This window comes from Ruegeria sp. AL3 (assembly GCF_056536065.1).
The window spans coordinates 598,878-612,729 of sequence record NZ_JBQFJG010000001.1 but is presented as its reverse complement, the minus strand read 5'-3'; the positions used below and the strand labels follow the sequence as shown (position 1 = coordinate 612,729).

The 13,852-nt window shown below is 56.4% G+C and carries 15 protein-coding genes; 12 read left to right on the top strand and 3 right to left on the bottom strand.

Features of this window, described 5'->3' with window-relative positions:
• Nucleotides 1-18: 18 nt before the first annotated feature.
• The 6 genes from ACR3E6_RS03065 to ACR3E6_RS03040 all read left to right on the top strand — a co-directional run bounded on the left by ACR3E6_RS03065 (nucleotide 19) and on the right by ACR3E6_RS03040 (nucleotide 3,619).
• Nucleotides 19-618 carry a class I SAM-dependent methyltransferase gene (locus tag ACR3E6_RS03065; RefSeq protein WP_171634926.1) on the top strand — a complete coding sequence of 200 codons (600 nt, stop codon included), beginning with the start codon at nucleotides 19-21 and terminating at the stop codon, nucleotides 616-618.
• Between the two features lie 147 nt (nucleotides 619-765).
• The gene (locus tag ACR3E6_RS03060; RefSeq protein ID WP_480485771.1) at nucleotides 766-1,392 is read left to right on the top strand and encodes a sulfotransferase; all 627 of its coding nucleotides are present in this window, start codon (nucleotides 766-768) and stop codon (nucleotides 1,390-1,392) included.
• Nucleotides 1,393-1,423: 31 nt separating this feature from the next.
• On the top strand, nucleotides 1,424-2,203 hold the full coding sequence (locus ACR3E6_RS03055) for a succinate dehydrogenase iron-sulfur subunit (RefSeq protein WP_152456842.1): 780 nt from the start codon (nucleotides 1,424-1,426) through the stop codon (nucleotides 2,201-2,203).
• A gap of 121 nt (nucleotides 2,204-2,324) precedes the next feature.
• Nucleotides 2,325-2,465, top strand: coding sequence for a hypothetical protein (locus ACR3E6_RS03050; RefSeq protein WP_171634922.1), 141 nt, complete (start codon nucleotides 2,325-2,327; stop codon nucleotides 2,463-2,465).
• Between the two features lie 49 nt (nucleotides 2,466-2,514).
• Nucleotides 2,515-2,709 carry a hypothetical protein gene (locus ACR3E6_RS03045; protein WP_171641649.1) on the top strand — a complete coding sequence of 65 codons (195 nt, stop codon included), beginning with the start codon at nucleotides 2,515-2,517 and terminating at the stop codon, nucleotides 2,707-2,709.
• A 46-nt stretch (nucleotides 2,710-2,755) separates the two neighbouring features.
• A complete protein-coding gene (locus tag ACR3E6_RS03040; RefSeq protein WP_480485768.1) occupies nucleotides 2,756-3,619 on the top strand; it encodes an urea carboxylase-associated family protein in 864 nt (287 codons plus the stop codon).
• 37 nt (nucleotides 3,620-3,656) lie between these two features.
• Here ACR3E6_RS03040 and deoD read toward each other — a convergent pair whose 3' ends face one another.
• From deoD to ACR3E6_RS03025, 3 genes are all read right to left on the bottom strand, one after another.
• On the bottom strand, nucleotides 3,657-4,367 hold the full coding sequence (deoD, locus tag ACR3E6_RS03035; RefSeq protein WP_171634918.1) for a purine-nucleoside phosphorylase: 711 nt from the start codon (nucleotides 4,365-4,367) through the stop codon (nucleotides 3,657-3,659).
• 17 nt (nucleotides 4,368-4,384) lie between these two features.
• Nucleotides 4,385-4,702, bottom strand: coding sequence for an H-NS histone family protein (locus tag ACR3E6_RS03030; protein ID WP_480485766.1), 318 nt, complete (start codon nucleotides 4,700-4,702; stop codon nucleotides 4,385-4,387).
• Nucleotides 4,703-4,826: 124 nt separating this feature from the next.
• On the bottom strand, nucleotides 4,827-6,794 hold the full coding sequence (locus tag ACR3E6_RS03025; protein ID WP_480485764.1) for a methylmalonyl-CoA mutase family protein: 1,968 nt from the start codon (nucleotides 6,792-6,794) through the stop codon (nucleotides 4,827-4,829).
• Nucleotides 6,795-6,938: 144 nt separating this feature from the next.
• Between ACR3E6_RS03025 and ACR3E6_RS03020 the strand changes: the two genes are divergently transcribed.
• The 6 genes from ACR3E6_RS03020 (at nucleotide 6,939) to ACR3E6_RS02995 (ending at nucleotide 13,851) form a co-directional block, all read left to right on the top strand.
• Nucleotides 6,939-8,303 (top strand): 1-acyl-sn-glycerol-3-phosphate acyltransferase, encoded by a 1,365-nt coding sequence (locus tag ACR3E6_RS03020; RefSeq protein ID WP_480485762.1) that lies wholly within the window; start codon nucleotides 6,939-6,941, stop codon nucleotides 8,301-8,303.
• Nucleotides 8,304-8,439: 136 nt separating this feature from the next.
• Nucleotides 8,440-9,723, top strand: a complete 1,284-nt coding sequence (ccrA, locus tag ACR3E6_RS03015) for a crotonyl-CoA carboxylase/reductase (protein WP_171634911.1) — start codon at nucleotides 8,440-8,442, stop codon at nucleotides 9,721-9,723.
• A gap of 368 nt (nucleotides 9,724-10,091) precedes the next feature.
• Nucleotides 10,092-10,811 carry a helix-turn-helix transcriptional regulator gene (locus ACR3E6_RS03010; protein ID WP_171634910.1) on the top strand — a complete coding sequence of 240 codons (720 nt, stop codon included), beginning with the start codon at nucleotides 10,092-10,094 and terminating at the stop codon, nucleotides 10,809-10,811.
• 83 nt (nucleotides 10,812-10,894) lie between these two features.
• Nucleotides 10,895-11,533 (top strand): acyl-homoserine-lactone synthase, encoded by a 639-nt coding sequence (locus ACR3E6_RS03005; RefSeq protein ID WP_171634909.1) that lies wholly within the window; start codon nucleotides 10,895-10,897, stop codon nucleotides 11,531-11,533.
• A gap of 60 nt (nucleotides 11,534-11,593) precedes the next feature.
• Entirely contained in the window at nucleotides 11,594-13,126 is a 1,533-nt protein-coding gene (locus tag ACR3E6_RS03000; RefSeq protein WP_480485759.1) for an ATP-dependent DNA helicase, read from the top strand.
• Nucleotides 13,123-13,851, top strand: coding sequence for an SDR family oxidoreductase (locus tag ACR3E6_RS02995; protein WP_480485757.1), 729 nt, complete (start codon nucleotides 13,123-13,125; stop codon nucleotides 13,849-13,851). The genes ACR3E6_RS03000 and ACR3E6_RS02995 overlap by 4 nt, the downstream gene beginning before the upstream one ends.
• Nucleotide 13,852: the final 1 nt, after the last annotated feature.

Genomic DNA, 13,852 nt, shown 5'->3' with positions numbered 1-13,852 from the left:
GTCAGGAACAGGGGCGAGATGGCAGAGTTTTCTTCGACCGATTATTGGCAACGCCGATATGAGCGCGGCAAGACCTCGGGAGCGGGGTCTTACGGGCGTCTTGCTGTCTACAAAGCGAATTTCATCAACACGATGGTCGAGATGGAAGGCGTGGACTCGGTTGTAGAATTGGGATCGGGCGACGGAAATCAGGCGCAATTGTTTGATATCCCGAATTATACCGGTCTAGATGTCTCGGACCTCTGCGTTCGGCGCTGCAACGAAGTTTTTCGATCCCGCCCCAATTGGGTGTTCAAAAACGCCGATTCCGAGGTTGAGCCGCATGACGTTTCTCTTTCGCTGGATGTCATTTATCATCTGACCGAGGACAGCGTTTTCGAAAACTACATGCGGCGGTTGTTCGGACTGGCAAAGCGTTTTGTCGTTATCTATTCGTCTGATTTTGACCAGAACCCTTCCAACCAGCATGTGCGCCATCGCCCGTATTCCCTGTGGGTTGAAGAATTCATGCCCGGCTGGCAGCTCTATTGTGAAGAAGAGAACCCGTTTGCCGTCAAAGGGCATGCGCATGCCTCAAAGAACAGCTTTGCCGCGTTCAAAGTGTTCGAGCGGAGTTGAACGTGTGACTGGCGCAAGCACCATATCAACCCGGGAAGCCAAACAAGCCGCTTTTGATCATGTCACATGCCGGAGGGGCGTTCAAAAAAGCGCAAGTCATGGTGAAATCCCAGGCGTGCCAAGGCGTGTGCTTTGCTGGTGCCCGCAATGACGGTCGAGAAACTCAAATCCGGGCAAAGCGATCCCAAGATCATCCTGATCGGCTTGAACCGCTGTGCGACGACCTCGTTTCACAAGCTGTTTCAGAACAGCGGGATTCCTTCGGTGCATTGGGAAGATGAACAGGGTCTAAACCTTGCACATCGGATGGTAACCAATATTGCCATGGGGCGCAGACCGCTGGATGGGTTTGGTGCCGTCCGGGCCTTCACCGATATCGCCTTTGTCAATTCGCGCTTCATGCTGGACGGCGCGCGGTTCTTTCGAGAGCTGCACGCGGCTTACCCCGACGCCTATTTCTTGCTGAACACGCGCAATCGCGATGACTGGATCGCATCACGTGCCAACCATTCCGGCGGTAGGTACCTAGAGCGATGCTGCAAGGCCAATGGACAGACGGCCGACGAGGTAAAACGGGGCTGGGCGCATATGTATGACGTGCACCATTCCGAGGTCGAAGCTTTCTTTGACGACAACCCGCGCTTTCTGCGCTTTGATATCGACCGGGACGATCCGCAAAGCCTTGCGGATTGGCTTTCGCCGGATTTCGACGTGAACATCGCCCATTGGGGGCATTATAACCGAGGGGCGTCTGAATGCGCCCGGACAGGCTGAAAGGCGGCCTTGTGCTGAATGGAGAATTGACATGGTTCAACTGACCCTGCCCAAGAATTCCCGGATTACCACCGGCAAGACCTGGCCAAAGCCGGACGGCGCCACGAACGTGCGCAAGTTCCAGATCTATCGTTGGAACCCCGATGACGGGCAGAACCCGCGTGTCGACACCTATTTCGTTGATATGGATACGTGCGGTCCGATGGTACTGGACGCGCTGATCAAAATCAAAAACGAGATCGATCCGACGTTGACGTTCCGCCGGTCTTGCCGCGAAGGCATCTGTGGATCTTGCGCGATGAACATCGACGGGATCAACACGCTGGCCTGTATCTATGGCATGGATGAGATCAAGGGCGATGTGAAAATCTATCCGCTGCCGCATATGCCGGTGGTCAAGGACCTGATCCCTGATCTGACTCATTTCTATGCCCAGCATGCGTCCATCATGCCGTGGCTGGAAACCAAGACCAATCGCCCTGCGAAGGAATGGAAACAATCCATCGAAGATCGCAAGAAGCTGGATGGTCTTTATGAATGCGTGATGTGCGCCAGCTGCTCGACCTCATGCCCCAGCTACTGGTGGAATGGTGATCGCTATCTTGGCCCCGCGGCCTTGCTGCATGCCTATCGCTGGATCATCGACAGCCGGGATGAAGCCACTGGTGAGCGTCTGGATGAACTGGAAGATCCGTTCAAGCTCTACCGCTGTCACACCATCATGAACTGCGCCAAGACCTGTCCGAAAGGTCTGAACCCGGCCAAGGCGATTGCCGAGATCAAGAAGATGATGGTCGAGCGCGCGGTCTAAACACAGGCCCGATTTGCGATTTTCGCATGTCCATCTTGCAAAAATAGGCGATGCAGCCCCGGCTGCATTGCCTTATTTTTTTGGCAGGGAGGAGTGATGAGCTTTAGTCAGGATCACTCCAATGAGCAAAGACACATCCAAACGGAAAAGCGCCGCCCAAGACGCGCTGGAACTGCTTGAACAGGCATGGGCCTATTACACGCCCGAACCTGCGAAGGCTGACAAGGAACCAGAGCTTTTCGAATACGCAAACGCAGCCTGATACAGGCGGCAAGGCTTGCAAACTGACGGTTTATCGGCAAAGCAGAGGGATGCCTGTTCTTCTGCTTCTTCTGGCGGCCGGCGTGTTTGCCTATTTCCTCTGGCGCTCGCGCCATTCCGGGCTGACACGTGATTGCAGGTGGCGGCAGGACAAGAGCCACGGCATCTGGCGGTGCAGCTTCTGCGGTGCCGAAATCACTGCACTGGACCAACCTTTGCAGTGTTTGAAGGCGCGTGACCCCTGAAAGATAGGGCTTTCCGAGGGTTGAATAATGCGCCACTCTGCCCGGCATGACCGTTTCAGAAAACACTCTCCACCCGCCTGAAGATGCCGAAGCCCGTCGCGCGGTTTCCCCTGTCATCTGTTACCCGAACGAGGCATTGCCGCGACCGGATGTGACTTGGATGAAGTCCCTTCGCGAACGCGCAAGCAAAACGGGCGAAGTGCTGGTGCCGCCACGTGATGCACGTTGTTTTGAAGTGCCTGCCGGCCATTTCTTTCGCATCACTTCCGTCGAGGGGCCGCAGGTTGGCGATCTGAACCTCTGGAACCGAAACGACCTGTCGGAACGCTTCTATTCCGGAAAAACCCGGGCGCTGCATGGCACGCATCTGACCACCGGAGAGCGGATGTGGTCCAGTTTTCCTCATCTGCGCCCGATGGCCACGATTATTGCGGATACGCTGGAGTGGTACGGGATCGATTCCTATGGGGGGTCGGTTCATGACGTCATCGGCACGCGATGCGATCCGTATACGGGCAACCTTTTGTCCGGTACGCAATATCATCATTGTTGCCACTCCAACCTGACCCGCGCGCTTGCGGATCACCTCAATATTCCGCTGACCGAAGCCGAACCAGCGGTGCACGACGTACTGAACGTCTTCATGTGTACCGGTTTCACCCGCGACACGGGTCAGTACTTCATGAAAGCCTCACCCGTGCGCCCCGGAGATTTTCTTGAATTTTTTGCCGAGATTGATTTGCTGGGAAACCTCAGCGCCTGCCCGGGCGGGGATTGTTCCTCGGAACATTCCTCGGACACGGCTGCATGCCACCCCTTGCTGGTCGAGGTATTCGCTCCTGCCAGTGGTGATTTGAAGGGGTGGGACAGCCCTGCGTGCAATGGTTATGATCGCTCGCACGGGCGTTAGCAAAGGCAGGCACCCGTTTCCTCGTGCCTGCCCACCATCAGCTGTTGGGGAACGCAGCCTGAAGCGCAATTTCCACCATTTCACCAAAGCTGCTTTCACGTTCTGACGATGGCAGGGCCTCTCCGGTCAACAGGTGGTCGGAAACAGTGAGAACGGCCAAGGCGCGGCATTTGTGGCGCGCCGCCAGGATATAGAGTTCGGCCGCTTCCATCTCGACCCCCAGAATGCCGTGACGCACCATCTGTTCATTGAGATCTGGACGTTCGTCATAAAAGACATCTGACGAGTAAATTCCACCAACATGGGTCGGCGTTCCCTTGGCGGCAGCCGCTGTGGCGGCAGCTTGCAGAAGCCCCCAATCGGCGCAGGGCGCAAAGTTGAGCTCTTTCATGATGCCGCGCGACGGCGTGCTCAGCGTGGTTGATGTCATGGCCAGAATAACGTCACGAATTTTGACGCTGTCCTGCATCCCCCCGCAGGATCCGATGCGGATCAGGGTTTTCGCATCGTAATCGCGGATCAACTCGTTTACATAAATGGAAAGGGACGGCATTCCCATGCCGCTTCCCTGAATTGTTACGGGGTTTCCCTTCCAGTTTCCGGTAAAGCCAAGCATTCCCCGAACGTTATTGACCTGTTTGGCATCATCCAAAAACGTCTCGGCCGCCCATTTCGCCCGGTAGGGATCACCGGGCAATAGAACGGTTTCAGCTATTTCGCCTTTTTCGGCGCCAATATGAATTGTCATTTTCCAAATCGCTCAGATTAGATTTCCAGATCAGAAATATCCGCGCCTGCCGTCAGCGCGTCATGCACCCATTGAGGTTTGCGGCCGCGACCGGTCCAGGTTTGATTGGGATTCTCCGGATTACGGTATTTAGCCTTTGTTTTTGTGGGCTTAACACCGCGCGACGTTTCTTCGGACAGTTCAGACAAAGAGAAGCCGAATTCTGCCGCAGCCTTTTCTGCAGCTTTCAAAGCCTCCTGACGTTCGCGTTTTTCTGCCCTGACCAAAGCTTTTTCAATGTCATTGCGCAAAGCCAAAAGGTCTTTGCGTGACATATTCTCAAGATTGATCCCCATCATTCTTCTCCATCAGATAATAATTACGGTGCACATGAGCGCGCACCGTAATTCCAATTATCAGCGTATTCCATCCCGAATTTTTCAGAGACGGAAACAGGAGAAAAAGTGCCTTGCAGCTAATTTACTCTGCGGCGAGGTTCCGAGGATCCGCCAGAGTAACAATATCGCCCATTATCGAATTGAGTTCGAAGTTTTTCGGGGTGTAGACCTTGGCCACACCCATGGTTTTCAGTTTTTCGGCATCTTCGTCCGGAATAATGCCGCCCACCACGACTGGGATATGAGATAACCCTGCCTGCCGCAGACGTTCCATAACGTCTTTGACCAGTGGAAGGTGGCTGCCTGACAGGATCGACAGTCCAATGACATGCGCGTCATCTTCGCGGGCGGCCGCAACGATTTCTTCGGGTGTCAGGCGAATGCCCTCATAGCTGATGTCCATACCGCAATCGCGGGCACGGAAGGCGATCTGTTCGGCACCGTTGGAATGGCCGTCCAGTCCGGGTTTGCCTACAAGGAACTTCAGACGGCGGCCCAGCTTGTCGCTGACGGCATCAACGGCGGCACGCAGGTCGTCCAGCCCTTCGGTCTTGTTCGAAACAGACCCCGAAACACCGGTTGGGCCGCGATAGGTTCCGTAGACTTTGCGCATCTCTTCGGCCCATTCGCCCGTCGTCGCGCCGGCCTTTGCGGCGGCAATGGACGGTTCCATGATGTTTGCCCCGGTCTGTGCCGCTTCGCGCAGCGCGGCCAGGGCAGCGGCTACGGCCGCTTCGTCCCGTTCTGCGCGCCACGTGTTCAGGCGGTCGATCTGTTCTTGTTCCACGGCAGGATCAACAACCATGATGCCACCGTCTTCGGTTTGCAGGGGCGATGCCTCGCCTTCGATCCATTTGTTCACACCAACAACAACGGTTTCGTTGCGTTCGATCCGGTTCAGGCGTTCAGCGTTGGAATCCACCAGTCGGGACTTCATGTATTCGATCGAAGCGACCGCGCCGCCCATCGAATCCAGGTTGGCCAGTTCGGCCCGCGCGCCTTCTTTCAACTCTTTCACCTTGGCATCGACAGCGGGGTTGCCATCGAATAGGTCATCGTATTCTAGGAGATCGGTTTCGTAGGCCAGGATCTGCTGCATCCGCATCGACCACTGCTGGTCCCACGGGCGCGGCAGACCCAGCGCCTCGTTCCAGGCGGGCAACTGCACCGCTCGGGCGCGGGCATTCTTGGACAGGGTAACGGCCAGCATCTCGATCAGGATGCGATAGACGTTGTTTTCGGGCTGCTGCTCGGTCAGGCCCAGAGAGTTCACCTGCACGCCATAGCGGAATCGACGGAATTTCGGATTTTCAACGCCATAGCGTTGTTGCAGGATCTCATCCCAAAGATCCACGAAGGCACGCATTTTGCACATTTCGGTGACAAAGCGGATGCCAGCATTCACAAAAAAGGAAATCCGGCCGCAGAGCGCCGGGAAATCCTCGGCAGGTACACGTGGGCGCAATTCGTCCAGCACGGCGATGGCAGTGGCTAGGGCATAGGCCAGTTCCTGCTCTGGAGTCGCGCCCGCCTCTTGCAGGTGATACGAGCACACGTTCATCGGGTTCCATTTCGGAACATTGGTATAGCAATACTCGGCCACGTCCGCGATCATCTTGAGCGACGGCTTGGGCGGGCAAACATAAGTGCCGCGGCTCAGGTATTCCTTGATCAGGTCGTTTTGAACTGTGCCCTGTAGTTTGGATACATCCGCGCCTTGCTCTTCCGCGACGGCGATATAAAGCGCCAAAAGCCATGGCGCAGTGGCGTTGATGGTCATCGAGGTGTTCATCTGCTCAAGCGGGATCTGGTCGAACAGAACCCGCATGTCGCCCAGATGACAGACCGGCACACCGACCTTGCCGACTTCACCGCGGGCCAAGGTGTGGTCGCTGTCATAGCCTGTTTGCGTGGGCAGATCGAAGGCCACGGACAGACCGGTTTGGCCTTTCGCAAGATTCCCCCGATAAAGCGCGTTCGAGGCTTTGGCCGTGGAATGACCGGCATAGGTTCGGATGAGCCAGGGGCGATCTTTCTGCGTCTGCGTCATAGCGGGGCCTCGCGTTTCAGTGGGCAATAAAATTTCGTCTTGAGGTTCTAAAGCGCAATTTTCGGGACATGTCAATTCGCTGCGTTGCGGCATGCCGCAATTGTTCAGATTGTGGGCGGCTGTGATTGGTGGCAATCTGCCGCCATGACGCAAACCGTGGAACTTCCGCTTTGGCTTTTCGTGCTGATCGTGGTCTTTGCCATGGTCACTTTCGCATCGCATTTCCTGTTTCCGTCCGTCCGTTGGTTTTTCCGTCGCAGGCTGGAACGCGCGGTGGCGCGCCTGAACCAGCGCCTTCAACGCCCGATCCAGCCCTTCAAGCTGGCGCGTCGGCACGACATGATCCAGCGCTTGATTTATGATCCGCAGGTCGGCCAGGCGGTTCAGCAACATGCCCGTGAAACCGGCATGCCCGAGGCCGTCGCCTCGGAGCAGGCACGTCGTTATGCCCGAGAGATCGTTCCGTCCTTTTCCGCCTTCGCCTATTTCAGCTTTGCGATCCGGTTGGCCCGCTTGCTGAGCAACACATTCTACGAGGTGCGGCTTAGCTATCAGGACGAAGAATCCATCAGGAGCATTGACCCCGAAGCTACGGTTGTCTTTGTCATGAACCACCGGAGCAACATGGATTACGTTTTGGTCACGTATCTTGCAGCCCGACATTCTGCACTGTCTTATGCTGTCGGAGAGTGGGCCCGGGTCTGGCCGCTCAGCCGATTGATCCGGGCGATGGGGGCGTATTTTATCCGGCGCAAGTCCGGCAGCGAACTCTATCGTCAGGTTCTGTCCACCTATGTGCGCCACGCAACCGAAGCCGGCGTAACTCAAGCCATGTTTCCAGAAGGCGGGCTGAGCCTGACCGGGGCTATTGCGCGCCCCAAGCTTGGACTGCTCAAATACATTATGGACGGAACATCGCCACAGGGGCGCGATGTGGTGTTTGTCCCGGTTGCCCTGAATTACGACCGTGTGTTGGAAGACACCATCCTGACCCGCGCAGCACTTGGGACAGAGCGACGGTTTCGCGCACGGATCGGCGTCATCACGCGCTGGATAGTGAAACAGATCTGGCGTCGTTTGATCGGCCGATACAAGCGGTTCGGTCTGGCGTCCGTCCGGTACGGCAGGCCGATCTCTCTCAGGGAATTCCGCGCTGAAGGCAGTGACGACATGATGACGGATTTGGCCCGGGCGCTGATGCAGCGTATCCAGCATGCTATTCCGCTGGTGCCGGCACCAGCGGCCTGTTTGCTGGTGCGCGACAACGGCCCGATGTCCGAAGAAGACGTGCTGTCACAAATTCGACAGATGATGGAGCGCGATGATCCGCAGACCAAGGACAATTCGCAGGCCATATCAAATGCTCTGGATCAACTGGTTGAACGCCGGATTCTGAACCGACAGGGGAATATGCTGTCCGTATCAGGTCAGCGCGGCGATCTTCTAGACTATTACGCCGCATCCGTCCTAACGGATTCAAGTTACCAGGTTTCTGCATCCGCAAAATAGCTTTCTGCAACCGCTGGGTCATAAAATTACAATATGGCGCCAAAAACGGTTGCAATATTACTCATCGACCAATATTCCAGTCTGTGAAGCGCGCGATTCTGCGTCGCGGCAAAGGCACTGAACAGAGGAGGCCGGCATGGCTTTGGACACCGAAAGTGGTATCGCGTCGTACGAGGCACCTGAAAAAGATCTGTATGAAATGGGTGAAATCCCACCCATGGGATATGTCCCAAAGCAAATGTACGCTTGGGCCATTCGCAAAGAACGTCATGGTGAGCCGAACACCGCCATGCGGCAGGAAGTTGTAGATGTTCCAACCTTGGACAGCAACGAAGTGCTGGTTCTGGTTATGGCCGCAGGGGTCAACTATAACGGCGTCTGGGCCGCTCTGGGGCAGCCGATCAGCCCGTTTGACGGTCACAAAGCACCCTACCATATCGCGGGTTCGGATGCGTCGGGCATCGTTTGGGCCGTTGGCGACAAGGTGAAGCGCTGGAAAGTTGGCGATGAGGTTGTGATCCACTGCAACCAGGACGACGGCGATGACGAGGAATGCAACGGCGGTGATCCGATGTATTCGCCCAGCCAGCGGATCTGGGGCTATGAAACGCCGGATGGCTCGTTCAGCCAGTTCACCCGCGTGCAGGCACAGCAGCTTATGCCGCGCCCCAAGCATCTGACATGGGAAGAAGCGGCGTGCTACACCCTGACGCTGGCAACCGCATACCGGATGCTGTTTGGCCACGAGCCACACGATCTGAAACCGGGTCAGAATGTCCTGGTCTGGGGCGCATCCGGGGGTCTGGGGTCCTACGCAATCCAATTGATCAATACCGCAGGCGCAAATGCAATCGGTGTGATTTCAGACGAAAGCAAGCGTGATTTCGTTATGGGTCTGGGCGCCAAAGGTGTTCTGAACCGTCGTGACTTCAACTGCTGGGGTCAATTGCCCACGGTCAACACACCGGAATATGCCGAATGGTTCAAAGAGGCCCGCAAATTCGGCAAGGCGATCTGGGACATAACCGGCAAAGGCAACAATGTTGACATGGTGTTCGAACACCCGGGTGAAAGCACTTTCCCGGTATCGACCTTCGTTGTGAAAAAAGGCGGTATGGTCGTGATTTGCGCCGGAACATCGGGTTTCAACTGTACATTCGACGTGCGCTACATGTGGATGCACCAAAAGCGTTTGCAGGGCTCGCACTTTGCTCATCTGAAGCAGGCGGCAGCCGCGAACAAGCTGATGGTCGAGCGCCGCCTTGACCCCTGCATGTCCGAGGTGTTCACCTGGAATGACTTGCCCGAGGCCCACATGAAAATGCTGCGGAACGAGCACAAGCCGGGCAATATGTCCGTTCTTGTTCAGGCGCCGCGTACTGGTCTGCGTACCCTCGAGGAAGTCCTGGACGCAGGTTGATAACGCGCCAGGGTTGTAGACAAAAAACGCCCGCGAATCACTTTGCTGGTTCGCGGGTGTTTTACGTTTTTCAGGCCTCTGACAATCTTTCAAATGCTTGCAATTTTGCCCATCGCTATTTTTGGGGAGTAGAAACCGGTGAATAGGCCAAAAAAGATCATACATGTTATGGTTGTGTTAACCCTTCGTTAACTGTTTCAGAGAGACCCTGATGGCGCAAAATGAGTGGATATTGGACGTATTGTCGGACCTCAATGCTTTCGCCGTTGCGAATGGTTTGAGCGCGCTTGCAGAGCAGCTTGATGACACAAGACTGATCGCGGCTGCCGAGATTGCGTCCTTGAAGAACGAGGCACGAGCGCCCGCGAATGGCAACGAAGGTCGATTTGGGTCAAATCCTTCAGGATTTGGAAAACACCAACACGCTTGAAGAACTCAGCGCCGTAGCTGAGCGTTTGCGGGACGCGTTGAAGGTCGAGCACCTGACGTATCACTGGGTTGACGGTGCCGGAGATCAATACGGCTACACCACCTATTCAGACGCCTGGGATGAGCGCTACAGGGAAAAAAACTATCACCGTATCGACCCTGTGATCTTGGGGTGTTTCCAGCGGTTTCATCCGGTTGACTGGAAGTCGTTGGATTGGTCCGGCAAGGTGGCAAAGGCTTTCCTTCTGGATGCGCAAAACCATGGCGTTGGAAATCAGGGGTATTCCATCCCAATTCGGGGTCCAAATGGTCAGTTCGCCCTGTTCACGGTCAACCACAGTTGTGATGATCAAACCTGGAAGAACTTTATCTCGACTTACGGGCGAGATTTGATTCTTGTTGCGCATTACATAAATCGCAAGGCGCTGGAGTTTGAAAAAGACAGGCAGCCGGACTGTCCGCGCAGCTTGTCGCCAAGGGAAATCGACGCGATCACACTTTTGGCGTTGGGTTACAGCCGCGCCCAAGTGGCCCATTCCCTGACGATTTCCGAGCATACGTTGCGCGTTTACATTGAAAGCGCGCGCTCAAAGCTGGGCGCACATAACACAACCCACGCAATCGCCACGGCACTCAGCCGGGGATTAATAGTGGTTTAAGAGGCGAACGGCCTCCACACGCAAAATTAACCACGACTCTGTACTCCCTTCGTTCCTGCACAGGACGACAAGGGGAACAAGTCATGTTGCGTTATCTATATGCCGATGAGATACACAGATTTCCGACTCTGGCAGAGGGGATGTTCAAAGATCGTGCGGATCAGTTTAAGACCCGGTTGGGGTGGGATGTCCACGTCAACGAGAAGGGCGAAGAACGGGACGAATACGATGATCTCAATCCGCTTTATGTCATCTGGGAAGAGCCGGATGGCAGCCACGGAGGGTCGATGCGTGTATTGCCTACGACCGGTCGGGTGATGATCAATGAGGTTTTTGGTCATCTGAATGGCGGCAAGCCGATTTGCAGCCCCCTGATCTGGGAGGTCACCCGGTTCTGCCTGTCCCGAACAGCCAGCCCGCATACTGCCGGCGCCATCATGTTGAGCGGCGGTGAAATGATGGAAGGTTTCGGCCTGACGCATATTGCCGGTGTATTCGATGCCCGGATGATCAGAATCTATCGCCTGATCGGGTCATCGCCCGAGGTTCTGGGAACCCAGGGCAGCGGGCGCGATCAGATTTCAGTCGGATTGTGGCCCTATTCCGCGGATGACTGCAACCGTGTGGCAGAGCGTGCGGGCATCCCGCGCGACCTGTCTCGGATGTGGTTCAAGGCCGCATTCGGGCCGAAGAGACAGCACCGGTTCGCCCTGTCCGCTTAAGTGTCGGAAAACGCCAATCCACATCTGGTGATGGCTGGCGCGGCCCTGTAGGGTCGCGCCATGTCCTTGCCGAATGTAACGTTCTCAGATGATCAGGCCGCCGCGTATGACAGCATCGCCGAGATGCTGCGGGCAGCAGGTGTTGATCTGGAAGATGATGCCCTTCTGAAACTGCCGGGCGCAGGAAAATCCGGTGTGATGGCCGTGATCGGCAAAGCCGGCTCGGGCAAAACACTGCTGTTGGCCGAGCTGTACAAGGCACTGGCAGAGACGGGTGTTCAGATCGTGTCCGGCGATTATGAAAGCCGCAAATCGAAAGACAAGCGCAGCCTTGCCATCCTGGCCCCGACGAACAAGGCTGCAAGCGTTCTGCGATTGCGCGGCGTGCCTGCGACCACGATTCACCGAATATTGTACACGCCGGTTTATGATCCGGAATACGAGCGTATTGCGGAATGGCTGGCCGGCAATGACGAACGCCCCGATATCGAAGGTTTGACGGATGAAGCCTTGGATCGCGCGGCTGCTTTCTATCAAAATAACAAATCGATCCCCGGGGCCCTGGCCGCCGCCGGTTTGCGAGGGTCGGATTTCATCACAGGGTGGAAGCGCCGTGACGAACCACTGGATATCGGGTTTGTCGATGAAGCGTCGATGCTGGATGACCGTCAGTTCGATGATCTCAAAGAGATTTTCCCGACCCTTCTGTTGTTCGGGGATCCGGCTCAGCTGGCACCGGTAAACCAGTCCGGCAGCATGGTTTTCGAGGCATTGCCCGAACCCAGGAAGCTGACACTCCAGCGGGTGCACCGCCAGGATGCGGACAATCCAATTCTGGATCTTGCGCATGCGCTGGCTGACCCGGCAATGGGCTTTGAGGATTTCGAGCGACTGATCGAAGAAACAGCCCGTAGGGATGACCGAGTTGTCTGGGGCCAGCGGGTTGAGGTCGATCTGATGGCCCGAAGCCCGGTTCTCGTCTGGCGCAACGCCACGCGCATTCGTTTGATACAGGCCTTCCGGCAAGTTCACGGCGCACCGGATACAGAATTGCTGGCAGGTGAACCGCTCATTTGTGATGGGATCGAATTGCCCCTGAAACATCGCAAGAAACGGCTGGACCTTGAGGCGCGTGGGCTGATCAAAGGAGCTCAGGTGGTATATCTGGGGCCGGGACGAAAGCCGGGGTTCTCGCGTCTTCACGTGATGGGGGCCGAAGACCCTCAGGTCAGTGCCGCCTCGATCGTTCAGATCGAAAAACCGGACGAGGAAGAGCCTTTTATTCCCTACGCTGCCCGCATGGGGGCGACCTTTTTGCACGGAGCGGCCGTGACGATCCACAAGGCGCAGGGGTCACAATGGGATACGGTTCAGGTGTTCGCTCCGGACCTCTATGCCGCCGCTCGTATGGGCCGGACCGAGGCCGGACAGCCATTGTGGAAGCGTCTGGCATATGTCGCGATCACGCGCGCGCAAGAGCGGTTGATCTGGGTGGTGCGAAATCGCCTGTCAAAGCCCACGCACCCCCTGCGTGTGGATGACTTGAGGGCGATTCCGGCGGCGTCGCTGACATTGGAGGCGGAAGAGACATGAAATCCATCATCGTAACGGGTGCCAGTTCAGGTATTGGCCGGGTAACGGCCCTGCTGTTCTTGTCTCAAGGGTGGACGGTCGGGCTGTTGGCGCGCAGCAAAGACAAACTGGATGCTCTGGCAAAAGAGCATCAGGCAGCCATCGTCCTGCCTGCGGATGTGACCGACCCGAATGCGGTTGGACAGGCTTTTCGGTCTTTTACAGACCGCACCGGGCGGCTGGATGTTCTGTTCAACAACGCCGGGATCTTTGCGCCGGGCGGCACGATCGACGAGATCGCTCTGGACGATTGGTACCAAAGCGTCAACGTGAACCTGAACGGCATGTTCCTCTGCGCGCGTGAAGCTTTCAAAATCATGCGTCACCAAAATCCACAGGGCGGCCGGATCATAAACAACGGCTCGATAGCGGCACATGTTCCGCGCCCGAATTCGGTACACTATTCGGCCACAAAGCACGCCATTACAGGGCTGACGCGCAGCCTTTCGTTGGATGGGCGTCGCTTTGGAATCGCCTGCGGGCAGATTGATATCGGAAACGCGCGTACACAGATGGTTCAGGGCCTTGTTAACGCGGCGCAAGCCGCTGGCGAGACACCGGACCCGACGATGGCCGTGGAAGACGCCGCGCGTTCGGTTCTGCATATGGCAAGCCTGCCGCCCGAGGCCAACGTGCAGTTCATGACCGTCATGGCCACAACCATGCCCTATATCGGCCGAGGATGAC

Coding starts and splice junctions, on each gene's coding strand:
- ACR3E6_RS03030 (WP_480485766.1), bottom strand. CDS start 4,702: ATGGGGATCAATCTTGAGAATATGTCACGCAAAGACCTTTTGGCTTTG.
- deoD (WP_171634918.1), bottom strand. CDS start 4,367: ATGACAATTCATATTGGCGCCGAAAAAGGCGAAATAGCTGAAACCGTT.
- ACR3E6_RS03040 (WP_480485768.1), top strand. CDS start 2,756: ATGACCGTTTCAGAAAACACTCTCCACCCGCCTGAAGATGCCGAAGCC.
- ACR3E6_RS03045 (WP_171641649.1), top strand. CDS start 2,515: ATGCCTGTTCTTCTGCTTCTTCTGGCGGCCGGCGTGTTTGCCTATTTC.
- ACR3E6_RS03025 (WP_480485764.1), bottom strand. CDS start 6,794: ATGACGCAGACGCAGAAAGATCGCCCCTGGCTCATCCGAACCTATGCC.
- ACR3E6_RS03060 (WP_480485771.1), top strand. CDS start 766: ATGACGGTCGAGAAACTCAAATCCGGGCAAAGCGATCCCAAGATCATC.
- ACR3E6_RS03050 (WP_171634922.1), top strand. CDS start 2,325: ATGAGCAAAGACACATCCAAACGGAAAAGCGCCGCCCAAGACGCGCTG.
- ccrA (WP_171634911.1), top strand. CDS start 8,440: ATGGCTTTGGACACCGAAAGTGGTATCGCGTCGTACGAGGCACCTGAA.
- ACR3E6_RS03055 (WP_152456842.1), top strand. CDS start 1,424: ATGGTTCAACTGACCCTGCCCAAGAATTCCCGGATTACCACCGGCAAG.
- ACR3E6_RS03005 (WP_171634909.1), top strand. CDS start 10,895: ATGTTGCGTTATCTATATGCCGATGAGATACACAGATTTCCGACTCTG.
- ACR3E6_RS03010 (WP_171634910.1), top strand. CDS start 10,092: ATGGCAACGAAGGTCGATTTGGGTCAAATCCTTCAGGATTTGGAAAAC.
- ACR3E6_RS03065 (WP_171634926.1), top strand. CDS start 19: ATGGCAGAGTTTTCTTCGACCGATTATTGGCAACGCCGATATGAGCGC.
- ACR3E6_RS02995 (WP_480485757.1), top strand. CDS start 13,123: ATGAAATCCATCATCGTAACGGGTGCCAGTTCAGGTATTGGCCGGGTA.
- ACR3E6_RS03020 (WP_480485762.1), top strand. CDS start 6,939: ATGACGCAAACCGTGGAACTTCCGCTTTGGCTTTTCGTGCTGATCGTG.
- ACR3E6_RS03000 (WP_480485759.1), top strand. CDS start 11,594: ATGTCCTTGCCGAATGTAACGTTCTCAGATGATCAGGCCGCCGCGTAT.